Source organism: Paenimyroides ceti (assembly GCF_030409925.1).
The window spans coordinates 1-12,775 of sequence record NZ_JAUFQU010000053.1 but is presented as its reverse complement, the minus strand read 5'-3'; the positions used below and the strand labels follow the sequence as shown (position 1 = coordinate 12,775).

The 12,775-nt window shown below is 36.8% G+C and carries 16 protein-coding genes and 4 pseudogenes; 11 read left to right on the top strand and 9 right to left on the bottom strand.

The genetic code is table 11. From position 1 onward, the window contains the following. Window positions 1-111: 111 nt before the first annotated feature. The 6 genes and pseudogenes from QW060_RS22480 (at window position 112) to QW060_RS22455 (ending at window position 2,308) form a co-directional block, all read left to right on the top strand. The gene (locus QW060_RS22480; protein WP_290365192.1) at window positions 112-267 is read left to right on the top strand and encodes a hypothetical protein; all 156 of its coding nucleotides are present in this window, start codon (window positions 112-114) and stop codon (window positions 265-267) included. Between the two features lie 35 nt (window positions 268-302). Beyond that, the gene (locus QW060_RS22475) at window positions 303-464 is read left to right on the top strand and encodes a hypothetical protein (RefSeq protein WP_290365191.1); all 162 of its coding nucleotides are present in this window, start codon (window positions 303-305) and stop codon (window positions 462-464) included. After that, the gene (locus tag QW060_RS22470; RefSeq protein WP_290365190.1) at window positions 461-796 is read left to right on the top strand and encodes a helix-turn-helix domain-containing protein; all 336 of its coding nucleotides are present in this window, start codon (window positions 461-463) and stop codon (window positions 794-796) included. The genes QW060_RS22475 and QW060_RS22470 overlap by 4 nt, the downstream gene beginning before the upstream one ends. Before the next feature lie 2 nt (window positions 797-798). Continuing rightward, window positions 799-933, top strand: a complete 135-nt coding sequence (locus QW060_RS22465; protein WP_290365189.1) for a hypothetical protein — start codon at window positions 799-801, stop codon at window positions 931-933. 57 nt (window positions 934-990) lie between these two features. After that, window positions 991-1,925, top strand: a pseudogene (locus tag QW060_RS22460) (2-hydroxyacid dehydrogenase). 41 nt (window positions 1,926-1,966) lie between these two features. Further along, complete coding sequence (locus QW060_RS22455; RefSeq protein ID WP_290361777.1) at window positions 1,967-2,308, top strand: TM2 domain-containing protein; 342 nt, start codon at window positions 1,967-1,969, stop codon at window positions 2,306-2,308. A 91-nt stretch (window positions 2,309-2,399) separates the two neighbouring features. On the opposite strand, the pseudogene QW060_RS22450 reads toward QW060_RS22455, so the two are convergent. After that, window positions 2,400-4,212, bottom strand: a pseudogene (locus QW060_RS22450) (GNAT family N-acyltransferase). A 167-nt stretch (window positions 4,213-4,379) separates the two neighbouring features. On the opposite strand from QW060_RS22450, the gene QW060_RS22445 reads away from it, so the two are divergent. The 5 genes from QW060_RS22445 to QW060_RS28150 all read left to right on the top strand — a co-directional run bounded on the left by QW060_RS22445 (window position 4,380) and on the right by QW060_RS28150 (window position 7,628). Further along, window positions 4,380-5,123, top strand: coding sequence for an exodeoxyribonuclease III (locus tag QW060_RS22445; protein ID WP_290365188.1), 744 nt, complete (start codon window positions 4,380-4,382; stop codon window positions 5,121-5,123). A gap of 27 nt (window positions 5,124-5,150) precedes the next feature. Continuing rightward, window positions 5,151-6,032, top strand: a complete 882-nt coding sequence (locus tag QW060_RS22440; RefSeq protein ID WP_290361774.1) for an OmpA/MotB family protein — start codon at window positions 5,151-5,153, stop codon at window positions 6,030-6,032. Window positions 6,033-6,079: 47 nt separating this feature from the next. After that, window positions 6,080-6,250, top strand: coding sequence for a hypothetical protein (locus QW060_RS22435; protein WP_290365187.1), 171 nt, complete (start codon window positions 6,080-6,082; stop codon window positions 6,248-6,250). Window positions 6,251-6,337: 87 nt separating this feature from the next. After that, window positions 6,338-7,327 carry a mechanosensitive ion channel family protein gene (locus QW060_RS22430; protein ID WP_317623227.1) on the top strand — a complete coding sequence of 330 codons (990 nt, stop codon included), beginning with the start codon at window positions 6,338-6,340 and terminating at the stop codon, window positions 7,325-7,327. A 91-nt stretch (window positions 7,328-7,418) separates the two neighbouring features. Next, entirely contained in the window at window positions 7,419-7,628 is a 210-nt protein-coding gene (locus tag QW060_RS28150) for a hypothetical protein (RefSeq protein ID WP_317623228.1), read from the top strand. A gap of 141 nt (window positions 7,629-7,769) precedes the next feature. Here the strand turns inward: QW060_RS28150 and QW060_RS28920 are convergent, their stop codons facing one another. The 8 genes and pseudogenes from QW060_RS28920 to QW060_RS22390 form a co-directional block, all read right to left on the bottom strand. Next, entirely contained in the window at window positions 7,770-7,931 is a 162-nt protein-coding gene (locus QW060_RS28920) for a hypothetical protein (RefSeq protein ID WP_450091486.1), read from the bottom strand. After that, window positions 7,912-8,295, bottom strand: coding sequence for a helix-turn-helix domain-containing protein (locus QW060_RS22420; protein WP_450091477.1), 384 nt, complete (start codon window positions 8,293-8,295; stop codon window positions 7,912-7,914). The genes QW060_RS28920 and QW060_RS22420 overlap by 20 nt, the downstream gene beginning before the upstream one ends. Before the next feature lie 97 nt (window positions 8,296-8,392). Further along, window positions 8,393-10,366, bottom strand: coding sequence for an AAA family ATPase (locus tag QW060_RS22415; RefSeq protein ID WP_290365186.1), 1,974 nt, complete (start codon window positions 10,364-10,366; stop codon window positions 8,393-8,395). Beyond that, window positions 10,329-10,679 carry a hypothetical protein gene (locus tag QW060_RS22410; protein WP_290365185.1) on the bottom strand — a complete coding sequence of 117 codons (351 nt, stop codon included), beginning with the start codon at window positions 10,677-10,679 and terminating at the stop codon, window positions 10,329-10,331. Before QW060_RS22410 ends, QW060_RS22415 begins: the two co-directional genes overlap by 38 nt. 394 nt (window positions 10,680-11,073) lie before the next feature. Beyond that, complete coding sequence (locus QW060_RS22405) at window positions 11,074-11,370, bottom strand: molybdenum ABC transporter permease (protein ID WP_450091485.1); 297 nt, start codon at window positions 11,368-11,370, stop codon at window positions 11,074-11,076. 116 nt (window positions 11,371-11,486) lie between these two features. Continuing rightward, window positions 11,487-11,936, bottom strand: a complete 450-nt coding sequence (locus QW060_RS22400) for a DUF3872 domain-containing protein (RefSeq protein WP_290362326.1) — start codon at window positions 11,934-11,936, stop codon at window positions 11,487-11,489. 15 nt (window positions 11,937-11,951) lie between these two features. Then, window positions 11,952-12,509: pseudogene (locus QW060_RS22395) on the bottom strand (conjugal transfer protein TraO); the annotation flags it as partial. Between the two features lie 20 nt (window positions 12,510-12,529). Beyond that, window positions 12,530-12,775 (bottom strand): annotated as a pseudogene (locus QW060_RS22390) (DUF4138 domain-containing protein); the annotation flags it as partial.

Sequence of the window (12,775 nt, the reverse complement as noted above, 5' to 3'; positions counted from 1 at the left end):
TGCCGGATATCAAAAAAAATGAAGATTTTTACCACACGAATATGTGATTTATCTGTATTTAGGTAAAATAGCCTGGAAAAAAATGAAAAACAAAAAGCAGTTTCTTACTTCATGCGCATAGATCAATTGTTTCAGAAAAGAAATTTTCTTAATTATGAATTGCGTCATGCGTATGATTATTTAATCGCTTACTATAAAGAAACGGGGCAACCTCAAAAAACAGCTGGAAGTAACAGAACATCTGATTGCATTAAACCACCAGTTTGAAAAAGAACAGCAGGATCTGACCAGTACACTGCACTATGAGTTTGAGACTAAAAAACTGGAGGCCAGCAAAACGGATTTACAAAAACAGCTTTCCAGTAATAAATATACGTATGGCGTCTGGCTTATTGGAAGCGGGCTGCTCTGCCTCACTTTATGCGGCTATGCCTTTTGGCAGACCAAGCAGAAAAAGCAATTGAGGTTGCGGTTCAATGAATTGATCAACGGTGTTCAGTCGGCAAATGAACCTTTTGAAAAGAATACCGATACGGAGAAATCGGTTATTGAGACAAAAAACTTAACGGCTACAGAAGAACGTCTGTTACTGGCGCTACAAAAATTCGAAAATGAAAAAGGTTTTTTAAAACCGCTGAAGTTAGATGATTTTGCAGCAGAACTGAATACCAATCGTAATACACTTTCAAAACTGATTAACACAAATAAAGGAGTAAACTTTAATCAGTATATCAACTCCCTGCGGGTAAAACAGGTTTTAATTGATTTGAAAAACAATACCGTCTGCGCCAGCTGAATATGCAAGGACTGGCTGAAACCTACGGTTTTGCAAATGCCAAAACCTTTAGCATGCAGTTCAAAGCAGAAACCAGTCTCAGTCCCGCCTATTTTATTGAACAGCTGCAACTGGACGATGCGGAGACCGCCCATTGATTTTTAAATAAAATAAAAAGGTATGCGTATCTTTACTTTATTAATAGTACATTTTCCATGAAAATAATACATATCGACACAAACCATCCGCTGATGATAGAACAGTTGAACAAAGCAGGTTTTGAAAACTACGAAGCCTATACGCTATCTAAAGAACAGATTCAGGATATCATCGGAGCTTATGACGGACTTATCATAAGAAGTCGTTTTCAGATCGACCGTTCTTTTTAGAAGCAGCTGCTAATCTTAAATTTATTGGTCGTGTTGGTGCCGGACTCGAAAATATTGATTGTGATTTTGCCAAAAGCAAAGGCATTGAACTCATTGCTGCTCCGGAAGGTAACCGTACAGCAGTGGCAGAGCACGCTATGGGAATGCTGTTGTCGCTCATAAACCGTCTGAATCTTGTAGACAAAGAAGTGCGCAATGGTATCTGGCTGCGTGAAGAAAACAGAGGAATGGAACTGGAAGGTAAAACCGTAGGCATTATCGGATATGGATTTATGGGTAAAGCTTTTGCAAGACGACTGAAGGGATTTGACTGTAACGTTCTTTTTTATGATATCAAAGAAAATATCGGAGATGAAAATGCACAACAGGTAAGTTTAGAGATCTTGCAACAGGAAGCAGATATCGTTAGCCTTCATACACCACAAACACCTGAGACTTATCACCTCATAAACAATGAATTTATCCGGGGTTTCAAAAAGCCGTTTTGGTTTATCAATACTGCAAGGGGCAAGTCTGTAAATACTGCTCACCTAACCGATGCACTAAGAGATGGAACAATAAAAGGTGCCGCACTGGATGTGCTCGAATATGAAAAATCTTCTTTCGAAAATATGTTCGAATCACAGGAACTCCCTGAACCGTTTCAGTATCTTCTCAAAGCGGAAAACGTATTGTTATCACCGCATATTGCAGGCTGGACACATGAAAGTAAGGAAAAGCTGGCACAAATCATTGTAAATAAAATCCTTGAGAAATTCTAACAACAAATCATTTATATCCTTATTTTTGAAATAAAAAAACTATGGAAGTACAAAACCCAAACACACCGCCAAATCAGCCCAACTATAATTTTAATAATGGCCCGCAACCTCAGGATGCCAACAGCAAAAAAATTCTTGTAGGAATAATTGCTATTTTACTGGGGCATTTAGGAATTCACAAATTTATTTTAGGCTACAATAACGAAGGTATTATTTTACTCGTTATCAGCGTAGTAGGCTATATGACCGCATGTTTTCTGGTAGGATATATCTTTTTATTTGCTACGAGCATTATCGGTCTTGTAGAAGGTATTATTTACCTTACCAGATCAGATGAAGAGTTTTACAACACCTATATGATCCGTAAAAAAGCGTGGTTTTAAAAATCAGCTTTAAAAAGAAATTCATCTGTTGATGCGACATAAAAGAAATTGCCCGCTTTATGCGGGCAATTTCTTTTATGAGAACTGCTGGCTAATCCAGCTTTTCTGACAATTTGCGTTCGAGTTCTAACTGAAACTCTTCCATAACCGTTTTACAGTACTTTCAGGCAAATCTGCTATACGAATATACATAAGACCGTCAACAGAATTATTAAACAGAGGATCTACATTAAAAGCAACTACTCTTGCGTTTTGTTTGATGTACTTTTTTATAAGTACAGGTAGGCGGAGATTTCCCGGCTCAACTTCATCAATAAGTCGGTCAAATTTATTTAAATCAGCCTCTGTTTCATTAAAAACAAAGTCTTTGTCAGCGTCTTTCAGTTTTACTTTATATTCTTTTTTAGGCGCTATATACTGTGCTACATACGGATCATAGTAATGTGATTTCATAAACTCGATCATAAGCGATTTTGAAAAATCAGAAAACTGATTGCTGATACTCACTCCGCCTATCAGATATTTATGAGAAGGATACCGCAGCGTGGTATGTACAATTCCTTTCCATAACAAAATAAGGGCATAGGCTTTAACTGATATTCAGAAACGATAAACGCTCTTCCCATTTCTATGGAGTTTTCCATCATGGAATACAGCTCGGGCTCAAACTTAAAAAGTTCCTGTAAATAAAAACCATTAATGCCGTATTTTTTAAAAATTTCTTTTCCTAAGCCCATACGGTAGGCACCCGCTATTTGTTTGGTTTCATCATCCCATAAAAACATGTGATGATAATAGGTATCATATTCGTCTAAATCAATGGAGTTATTGGTTCCCTCACCCACTGCACGGAAAGTAATTTCGCGCAAGCGTCCGATTTCGTGTAATATGTTCGGAATTTTATCGGCTTCTACGAGAAACACTTCATAGTTTTTTACTTTGCAGCAGACGGTAATCTCCTTTTCGGAGTTCCGTAACTTCCTGAATCATTTTTTCCTGTAAGCCGGTACTACAATCTGTTCCGGTGGTGGTGGTGGCAATTTAAAAGAAGGAACCTTGATGAGTTTTTTGTCTTCGTTCTTTTTAAAAGCATTGGCTAAAAGGTACGTTTTATGTCGTAAAAACTGTCCAAATTCTTCAATAGTACTTCCATGTTCCAACTGTTCCGCAACCGGAATAGGTTTTCCGATGCGTACCTTAATTACCCGATCTTTCTGCGTCAGCAGTTCAGAAGGCAACTTGGCAGTCTGTAAGGTTGGATTCAGCTTGGATAAGAAATAGAATAACCGACTGTTTTTTGCATGAAAATAAATCGGAACAACAGGCACAGCTGCTTTCTTTATTACTTTTAAAGCCCCCTCTTCCCATTCTTTATCGACAATTTCATTATCCTCTTCAAAGTTAGAAACCTCTCCTGCGGGAAAAATCCCCAAAGGCTTTCCATCACTGAGATGTCGTAAAGTCTCTTTAATTCCGATTACGCTTGATTTAGCACCCTTGTGATTCTCAAAAGGATTTACAGGCATAATATACGGCTTAAGAGGCTCTATACGGTGCAATAAAAAGTTGGCAATGATCTTATAATTAGGATCACGCTCCAGCATTAATTTTAATAATAAAATACCATCTACACCACCGAGAGGATGGTTAGAAATAGTTATATAAGGTCCTTCTTTAGGTAATCTTTTAAGTTCTTCAGGATCAATTTCAAACTCGATTTTAAATTCTCCTAAAATAGCATTCAAAAACTCTACGTCTTTAAGATGTTTATTACGGTCGTAAATTTCATTTAATTTTGAAATTTTCAGTACTTTCATCAACATCCAACCTGAAAAAGTACCTAAAAAACCATATTTATCTAATTTTACAGCTTTTGAAATTTCCTTGGCAGTCACTAAGCCCATGCAGTCATGTTTTATCTACAAATATAGTAATCATTTTAATATTGTTTTAACTTATCTAAAACCATACCAAAAAAAATACTAAAAAAAAGCTAAAATCCCTTAGAGTTTAACTCTTTAAACCCTTTTTGTTGTTTTATTGTTTATTTTTGAACTCAAAATCCTACATAATGAAAATATTATCCTATAATGTTAACGGAATTAGAGCAGCCATTACCAAAGGTTTTCTGGAATGGTTAAAAGCAGCTGATCCGGATGTAATTTGTCTTCAGGAGATTAAGGCAGTAGATAATCAGATTCCTGTATTGGAGATCACTGCTGCGGGCTATCCGTTTCAGTATTATTTTTCAGCTGAAAAGAAAGGATACAGCGGAGTTGCTATCTTATCGAAAAAAGAACCAAAGAACATCGTTTATGGTACGGGTATTGATTATATGGATCGCGAAGGACGTAACCTCCGCATAGATTTTGAAGATTTTTCTGTCATGAGCCTGTATCTTCCCTCCGGAACAAATATGGACCGTCTAGGATACAAGTTTCAATATATGGATGATTTTCAACGGTATGTAGATACGCTCAAAAAGGAAATTCCAAATCTGATTATTTGCGGTGATTACAACATTTGTCACACGGCTTTAGACATCCACGATCCGATCAGAAATGCTAAAGTTTCAGGTTTTTTACCTGAAGAACGCGAATGGCTGGATCAGTTTATGAAAAGCGGATTCTTAGATACGTTCCGAATGTTTCATCCGGAACCACACAATTACAGCTGGTGGAGTTACCGTGCAAATGCCCGCAATAATAACAAAGGCTGGAGAATTGACTATCATTTGGTAACGGAATCCATGAAAGACCGTATCAAGAGAGCCTATATATTACCTGAAGCAAAACATTCTGACCATTGTCGGTAGGAATAGAAATTGAATAAAAACAACATCATGATAAAAAAAATCACTTTATCACTTTTAGGACTCACGTTGCTTTCTTCGTGTGTCACAAGAAAATTATACAACGAACTCGATGCTCAGTATAAAAACTGTATGGAAGAAAAAGACCGATTGTCGGATGAGATTCACATGTATAAAGACAAAGCAGAAAATGCCGAAACGTCTAACGGTAGTCTCCAGTCCCAGCTGGAAAAAGCCATCGAAGAACGCGATAAGCTTTCTGTATTGTACAATCAGCTCAAACAAAACTACAGTGATCTGGAGTCCAACAGTGATGCTGCCATAAAAGCTGAAATAGAACGATTGAATAAATTAAAAGGAGACCTGAGTGAGCGTACGAGTCGTGTCAACGAACTCGAAAGAAAGCTTGCAGCACAGGATGCCAATCTGAAACGTTTAAAAGAATCACTGTCGAAAGCACTGTATGCTTTTGAAGGCAAAGGTCTTACTGTAGAACAGAAAAACGGAAAGGTATATGTATCAATGGAAAACAAACTTTTGTTTAATTCAGGCAGTTGGGCAGTTAGCAATGAAGGAAGAAATGCAGTAGAAGAACTTGGAAAAGTATTGGCACAAAATCCTGAAATCGCTATTTTGATTGAAGGTCATACCGATAATGATAAAATTGTAGGAAACCTGGGTGGCGGTATCAATAACAATTGGGACCTCTCTACTAAAAGAGCCACTGCTATTGTAAACATACTGGAACAAAACAATGGTATTGACAAGAAAAATCTGACCGCAGCCGGACGCAGCCAGTTTTCTCCGATTGCGAGTAACAGCAATGCAGACGGAAAAGCAAAAAACCGTAGAATTGAAGTCATCCTCACACCAAAACTGGATGAAATATCAAAAATGTTGAACGAAATTTAATCAGTAAGGGAGGAGTTTAAACTGCTCCCTTTTTTACAAGTATAAAAATGAAATATCTTATTGAAGGAATTGTAGTAGCCGTTATCATGATAGCAGGGTTGCATTATTTTGCAAAACAACCCTGGGAACAATCTATTTGGATAGGTGTCGGCGGAGCCATTCTCACCGTTTTAAATAAAATTTTTCTGGATCGAAAGCAAAGAAAAAAACAGTCCTAATACAGACTTTAACGATTTATTATCCTTTTCTGTCTGGGCCTCCGGCAGGAAGTTTGTATTTTAGCAAAAACAGCAAAATAGTATTCAATGGAGATCATTACAAAAAACGTTCAAAGTTCTTTTTATTCCTGGAGTTTAGACCTGCTTATTGACAACGGAGTCAGCGTTCAGGTGGCACATGTCATCAATTCGCTGTTGCTCATCACTATTGTAGCTCTGCTTCTCTATGGGGTAGATTATCTGCTCCGAAGGGTTTTTATGATTCTTATGATCCGTTACATTCGCAAAAGTCCTACACGATTTGATGATTTTCTGATCCACAATAAGGTTCTCAAGTATTTTTGCCATCTGATTCCTATACTTATTGCAAAGCAATTGCTTCCATTGATTTTTATGGGCTTTCCAAACTGGACAAAAGCAACTTTAAAACTGACGGATATTTTACTCATCATCAATTTTGCTTTGCTCATCAATGGTATTTTCAGAACAGTGAAAGATACTTTAAAAACAAAAAAAAGATATGCTGATAAACCCCTTGACAGTTACTTTCAGGTAATCACAATTGTTGTCTTTTTTATCTGTGGAATCATTATTTTTTCAAGTCTTACCGGAAATTCGCCATGGGAGTTTCTAATATCTCTGGGAGCGGCATCTGCCATTCTGATGCTTGTATTCAAAGACACTATTTTAGGATTTGTTGCCAGTATTCAGGTGTCTACCAATGATATGGTACGTGTAGGCGACTGGATAGAGATGAGTAAATTCGGAGCCGATGGAACGGTTCTGGAAATTAATCTGAGCACAGTAAAAGTTCAGAATTTTGATAAAACCATAACTACCATCCCTACTTACCTGCTCATCAGTGATTCGTTTAAAAACTACCGGGGCATGCAGAAATCAGGGGGAAGACGTATCAAAAGAGCTATTAATATCAAAATGTCTTCTATCCGTTTTTTACAACCTGAAGAAATCGAAAAACTTAAAAAATACAGTTACTGGCACCTTATATTGAGGAACGTCAGTCAGAAATCGATCAATTTAACGAAGCCACACTTGCAGATGCAACTATGCCGGTAAACGGACGTAAGATGACCAATATTGGCTTATTTAGAGAATATGTAAAGCGATATGCCGGAAAAAACCCGAATATTCACAAACATACCATCTGATGGTAAGGCATTTACAACCTACCGAACATGGACTTCCGCTGGAACTATATATGTTTACCAATACTACGGAATGGGCCGTTTATGAAGGTATTATGGCTGATTTATTTGACCACTTATTCGCTGCTATCAAATTTTTTGACCTCGAAATATTTGAGTTGCCCGCTTCAGATGATGTAAGGAAATTTAACTTCAAAAACAGTTTAGAATAGATCTTTTGCGACCTTATACGTGTGGGCATGTGCCTGTAAAATAGTATTGTCATCAAATCTGTTTCCTTATAAATAATTTTGCCACCAATCTGAATATACGGCAGGATATTATCATCACGATATTGCTGTAAAGTGCGTTTGCTAATGTGTAACAGTTTGCATACATCTTCGCCCGACAAATAAATTTCTCCATTCATTACGGGACGATAGTTTTTTTAATATATTTTCAATACGGTCTCTCAATATCAAAATCATTTCTTGATGGGAAATGATTTCTTCATTATCATTCGTCAGTAAATCCATTATCATTGGTATTGTACGGCTGTCCAGCTTCGAGCAAAGCCTGTACGTCCGATAGTTTGTAATAATTCTTGCGGTTCAGTTTGGAATATGGCAATAACCCTTTATCCTTGTAAGTCTGCAACGTCCGTTTGGTAATTTTCATCATCAAACAGACTTCCTGGTTATCGAGCCACTTCTCCTCTTTGAAAATCGGGGTATATTTCCGTGTGGCATTTTCGGTCATTTCCAAAAGTTCCCTTAGCTTATTCTTCATTCCATCCAGTGCGGATTTTGGTATTGCGATAACTTCCATTTTTCTCTCAATTTTTCTGTGGAAGTCGAATTTATAAAGGCTTTCTAAGCGACTGCACAATGTTGTATCCATTGGCACTAAAAGGAAGTGTTTGGCAGTTTACTACCTCCGTAAACAAAAATCGGATAGCCTTTTGAGCTATCCGATTTTTTACTGCTATTTTGAAATATTAATTGTATGTTGACTGGAATGTCCTTAGTTTAATTTTAAAGCCGTTTTTCCAATTAGAATAGTCTGTAATGTCTTGGTCAATTTCTGGTTTATTTGGTAACAATGGAATTGTTGAAGTCCCTCCATCGTGTTCTGTTACGGAATACTTTCCGAATAGGTTTAGAAGAAAATCAACATCTGTTTGCTCTGTAACAATATAACTTGATAAATTACCTTTTTTTAGATGAATGTTTTTAGAAAATCGTTCGTAAGTTTTATTTGATAAAACTTCTTCAACAGAACGTTCTAACAACATTCTAAATCTTTTTCTTGCAGAATCAAGTTTAGTTTCTCGTCCGTGTGCATCAGTTAATATAAGAGCATCGTGTTCTGTTAGTATTCTTCTGATAGAATCGACTCTTTCTTGCACATTTTTAGCTAAATATGGAATCTCGTCTGTAACGATACCACTTATTCCATTGTATTTGTCAATTCCTATTACTGTGCAGTCCGTTGATGTTATTGCTTTATGTGTATCTATAAGCAAACGTAAAAATGACAGGTCGTGAGTAAAGACAACTATTTGTCGGTTTTGTGATAGTTGAACAATTTTATCCGAAATTTTATCCCTATTATCCATATCCAAAGACGTAACAGGGTCATCAAATATTATCGTATTTAGACGATTGTCAATCGTACATTCAGCTAAAAAGTTTGATAAGGCAATAATTTTTTGTTCGCCCTCACTTAAAATTGAGTTGATTGAATCATTAATTCCGTTTAAGCCACATCTTTGATATGTATTTCCTTGACTTGTTCTCGTTCTTGAAATCAAAACTTTACTTGCTAAATCACGATTGAAGAAATTGAGATGGGAAACAAATTCTTGGTGCTGCAAACTTACGGCTTGGTTTTCCATTAGTTCGCCAATTTTGCGTGAAATACCATTGGTGGCGAGTTGGGATTGACAAGTGTTTATCCAAGACCTGTATTTATATTCGTCAAAGTATTGAAGAATAGCCGTTTTGTTGTTAAACAAAAATTCTTTTACTGATAGTTCATTAAGTTCAGAAACTAAGGTGTTTCTATTTTGTAGAAGCTGATTGTTCTGTGCAATCTCGGTATCAATTCTTGGAATTATGCTTGTTATGCTTGGTGTCAGAGTTTGTAAACTTATGTTTAGTTCGCCACCATTTTGCAAAAAAGTAATGATTGAATTTCTGAATGTAGCAACTGAATTAGCAAACTGGTTATAGCTATCTCGAAAATTTGGTATCAACTGCTCTAACTCTGCAAGGTTTTCAATTGGTGGAATGACCAATGAATTGTATAAGTTTAGCTTTCCCTGAACTGTTGAGTTAATTAAATTTAGCTGTGTAGAAACGTCATTTAATACAAATTGATTGAAAGTTGTCAATCTTTGTTGTGCAGTTTCGTCAAGTTCTTGTTGGCACAACACACATTTTTCTAATGAAGTTAAGGATGGGAAATTTTGACCGTCTGAAAGATTTGAACTATGTGCATAATTTCTTGCAGCTTCCCACAAAGTTCGCCAAGGATTTGTGCCAAATCCTTCTAACGTGTTTACGTTTTGTAGTTGAGTTGTCGCAATTTGATACGCTTGATTAACGCTTTCAAAAGTATTTCTATTTGCTATTAGTTCGTTTAAGTTTTGTTCGTCAAATAATGTTTCAATTTGTGAAAATTGTTGTATGTAGCCGTTAATCCGTGTTCGCTGATTGGTTAAGTTTGTAATGTTTTGTTGAGGATTTTGTGCTGTGGTTAAGGTTGTAAGTTCTTGCTTTCTATTGATGTTTGCTTGGCTAAATTGGATGTATGAATCAACGTTTGTTCGTTGTAGATTTTCTATTGTTCCATACCATTGTGCTGTGGAGGTTTGAAGTAAATTTTGTGGCAACCCTGGTTTTTGTGTGTTGTAAGAAGCAACAGACGAACTAAAGGCTTGCGAAATACTTCCAAAGGTCGAAACCAATTTTTTCTAAAACATCAATTCCTACAGGTTTATATTCTGTGGGATTTTCATTGTTGATGTAAATATCTCCGCAGTCGTTATCAAAAACAAAAAATGAATTAAGGATAGGATTGCTCGGACTATTTTCTGTCCAAGAAAAGTTAATATTTGAACCATTGTCTTCTACAATAAAATCAACTTGTTGTTGATTAGAAGATGGATTAAAAACATTCTTTTTTAGTGTAACACTTGGATTTCTGCTCCAGCAAAGTTTTCTCAAAATACGTGAGTAGCTTGATTTTCCCGAACCATTTCCACCATAAACTATTGTCAAACCTGTATTGGAAAATTGTAACCCTCCTTGATTGTGTAAGGCACAAATATTAATAGGATTGTTTAAGCTGATTAATTTGGGATAATTGCCACTTATCGCAATTGTTGTTGGAATGTGTGTGCTATTAAGCGGAATAGGGTTTATAGTAATTGTATTGTCACCACATTCTTTTTTTACCAATTGAACAAGTTCGTCAATGTCGTTTTGTGTAAGTGTTGTTGATGCGACAAGTCTTCGTAAAGCATCTTGAACAAACGCTGGTCTGCCTTGCGACCAATTTAAAATATCCTGATATATAGACATTGTTTATAGTATTTAGTTTAGGTTGTAAGGTTGTACTCTACATTTACAGCTAACACATTTATTATCCTACAAAAATAGTTAAATGATAAGTTTAGTTATGATTTATTGTCGGGATTGGCTGCTCTGTTTTAATTTCTTTTTTCTCACGGGAATAAACCCATAACGACAATAGCCCGAATATAATCAGTGCATAGGCTACCCATTTGCCAACCTTTTCAATCAATTTAATGAAAACCGAACTTTCATAAGATGAAAAACCCTCTGCTCCCATAGGTCTGCGCCTGTAAAACTTTCTTCGGTTAATCCAGTAACGAAGTCCCAAGCCTGCAACCAAAAATATTACCCCTATAACCAATGATGCAACCATATCCTCACATTTTAATTTCACAAGTATAAATTTAAGAAATATTGATGAGCCAGTAAAATGCACATAAGCCAATGCGCTGTAAATAGAAAACGACTTACCAATCAGATAAGCCGTTTTTATGAAATGAAATACTGCTTTTAATCACTACTGTTAAACTGAAAGCTCAATTGCTTTTCGTTCCCGAAGCTGTCCGAAATCCAAACCTCAAAGGATTGTGATACGGTAGATGTTGAAGTATAGTACAATCGAAACTGCTCTGTCGGTAACGGGTATAAATCGTTCGGCAGGTATGGTGGTTCATCGTAGTATTGTAACGTTCCCTGTCCGTCAAACTGAAAGTAGCGGAGAAAATACTGCGTGTTGCTGTAATTGCCTGTACGCTGTATGGTAATGCGTATTTCTACCGTCTGCCCGTTGGCAACATCTTTAGGTACTGGCATTACATTTACCTCGAAAGGAAAATCGTTCTGTATTTCGAGTTCATCATCTTTGCTACAAGATACCAACGTAACCGAAGCTGTGAGGATTGCCAGCATTACATATATCGGCAGTAATCCTATTCTGAATTTATTTAATATTGCTATCATCGTTTTATGTTTTAAAAATTTAAACCTTAATCCTACACCTGCGGATGGTCGGAATTGCTCTAAGTCCGTACCCCAAAATACTTTTGTGCGTCCTTGCAGGATTAACACAAAACGGTCTGATAGATATGTTTCAAGAGTGAGCCGTCCACCAGCTCCGTAGATGAAGTTATCCTCGCTCAAAATCTTTGCTCCGTCATACAACATCGCTTCGCCACGATTGATGCTTTCATAACCGACAACACCTGTTATTCCGAAGTTCAGCGTAATGTTTTTACGAGCATCGCCCAAAAGGAAGAAACTGTAGCCGCCTTCGGAAGTGTAGGTTTCCTGCGGTATGCGGAGGTCTTTGTAGTCGTGGTATTGGTGGGTGTATTCCAATGCCCAAAGCTGATAGTTCCCGTTTTTACCGTTCACGGTCATTCCAATATTGAGGTAATAATCATTACCAATTTTATCGTTGGATACTACACCTGTACTTACTTCCAGTCCTTTCTGTTTTGGGAGCATTCTTTGTGCCTGTGTAACCGTGATGGCCATCAAGATGAGCATCACGGTATAGATATACTTTTTCATATTATTGGATTAAAATGTTATTAAAATTTTAGGTGCATATCGTTTATTAAACGAGCTTTTATCAAATCCGAATTTTCTACCTGCAAAGTTTGATGTCTGCCACCGTTCTTCTCGAAAATCTCAATCAACAGTACCTTGTCATCGGCAATGGTAAATTGGTCTAACAGGAACACGTTTTGTTCGGTTAGTTCCCGCCAATCTCGTCCAAAGGTTTGTAAGTGCGTAATGGTATCATCGGGCGTTCCTGTACAACTGTACGTTTGGCT

Coding starts and splice junctions, on each gene's coding strand:
- QW060_RS22480 (WP_290365192.1), top strand. CDS start 112: ATGCGCATAGATCAATTGTTTCAGAAAAGAAATTTTCTTAATTATGAA.
- QW060_RS22475 (WP_290365191.1), top strand. CDS start 303: ATGAGTTTGAGACTAAAAAACTGGAGGCCAGCAAAACGGATTTACAAA.
- QW060_RS22465 (WP_290365189.1), top strand. CDS start 799: ATGCAAGGACTGGCTGAAACCTACGGTTTTGCAAATGCCAAAACCTTT.
- QW060_RS22455 (WP_290361777.1), top strand. CDS start 1,967: ATGGAAGTACAAAACCCAAACACACCGCCAAATCAGCCCAACTATAAT.
- QW060_RS22445 (WP_290365188.1), top strand. CDS start 4,380: ATGAAAATATTATCCTATAATGTTAACGGAATTAGAGCAGCCATTACC.
- QW060_RS22440 (WP_290361774.1), top strand. CDS start 5,151: ATGATAAAAAAAATCACTTTATCACTTTTAGGACTCACGTTGCTTTCT.
- QW060_RS22435 (WP_290365187.1), top strand. CDS start 6,080: ATGAAATATCTTATTGAAGGAATTGTAGTAGCCGTTATCATGATAGCA.
- QW060_RS22430 (WP_317623227.1), top strand. CDS start 6,338: ATGGAGATCATTACAAAAAACGTTCAAAGTTCTTTTTATTCCTGGAGT.
- QW060_RS28150 (WP_317623228.1), top strand. CDS start 7,419: ATGGTAAGGCATTTACAACCTACCGAACATGGACTTCCGCTGGAACTA.
- QW060_RS28920 (WP_450091486.1), bottom strand. CDS start 7,931: ATGGATTTACTGACGAATGATAATGAAGAAATCATTTCCCATCAAGAA.
- QW060_RS22420 (WP_450091477.1), bottom strand. CDS start 8,295: ATGGATACAACATTGTGCAGTCGCTTAGAAAGCCTTTATAAATTCGAC.
- QW060_RS22400 (WP_290362326.1), bottom strand. CDS start 11,936: ATGATAGCAATATTAAATAAATTCAGAATAGGATTACTGCCGATATAT.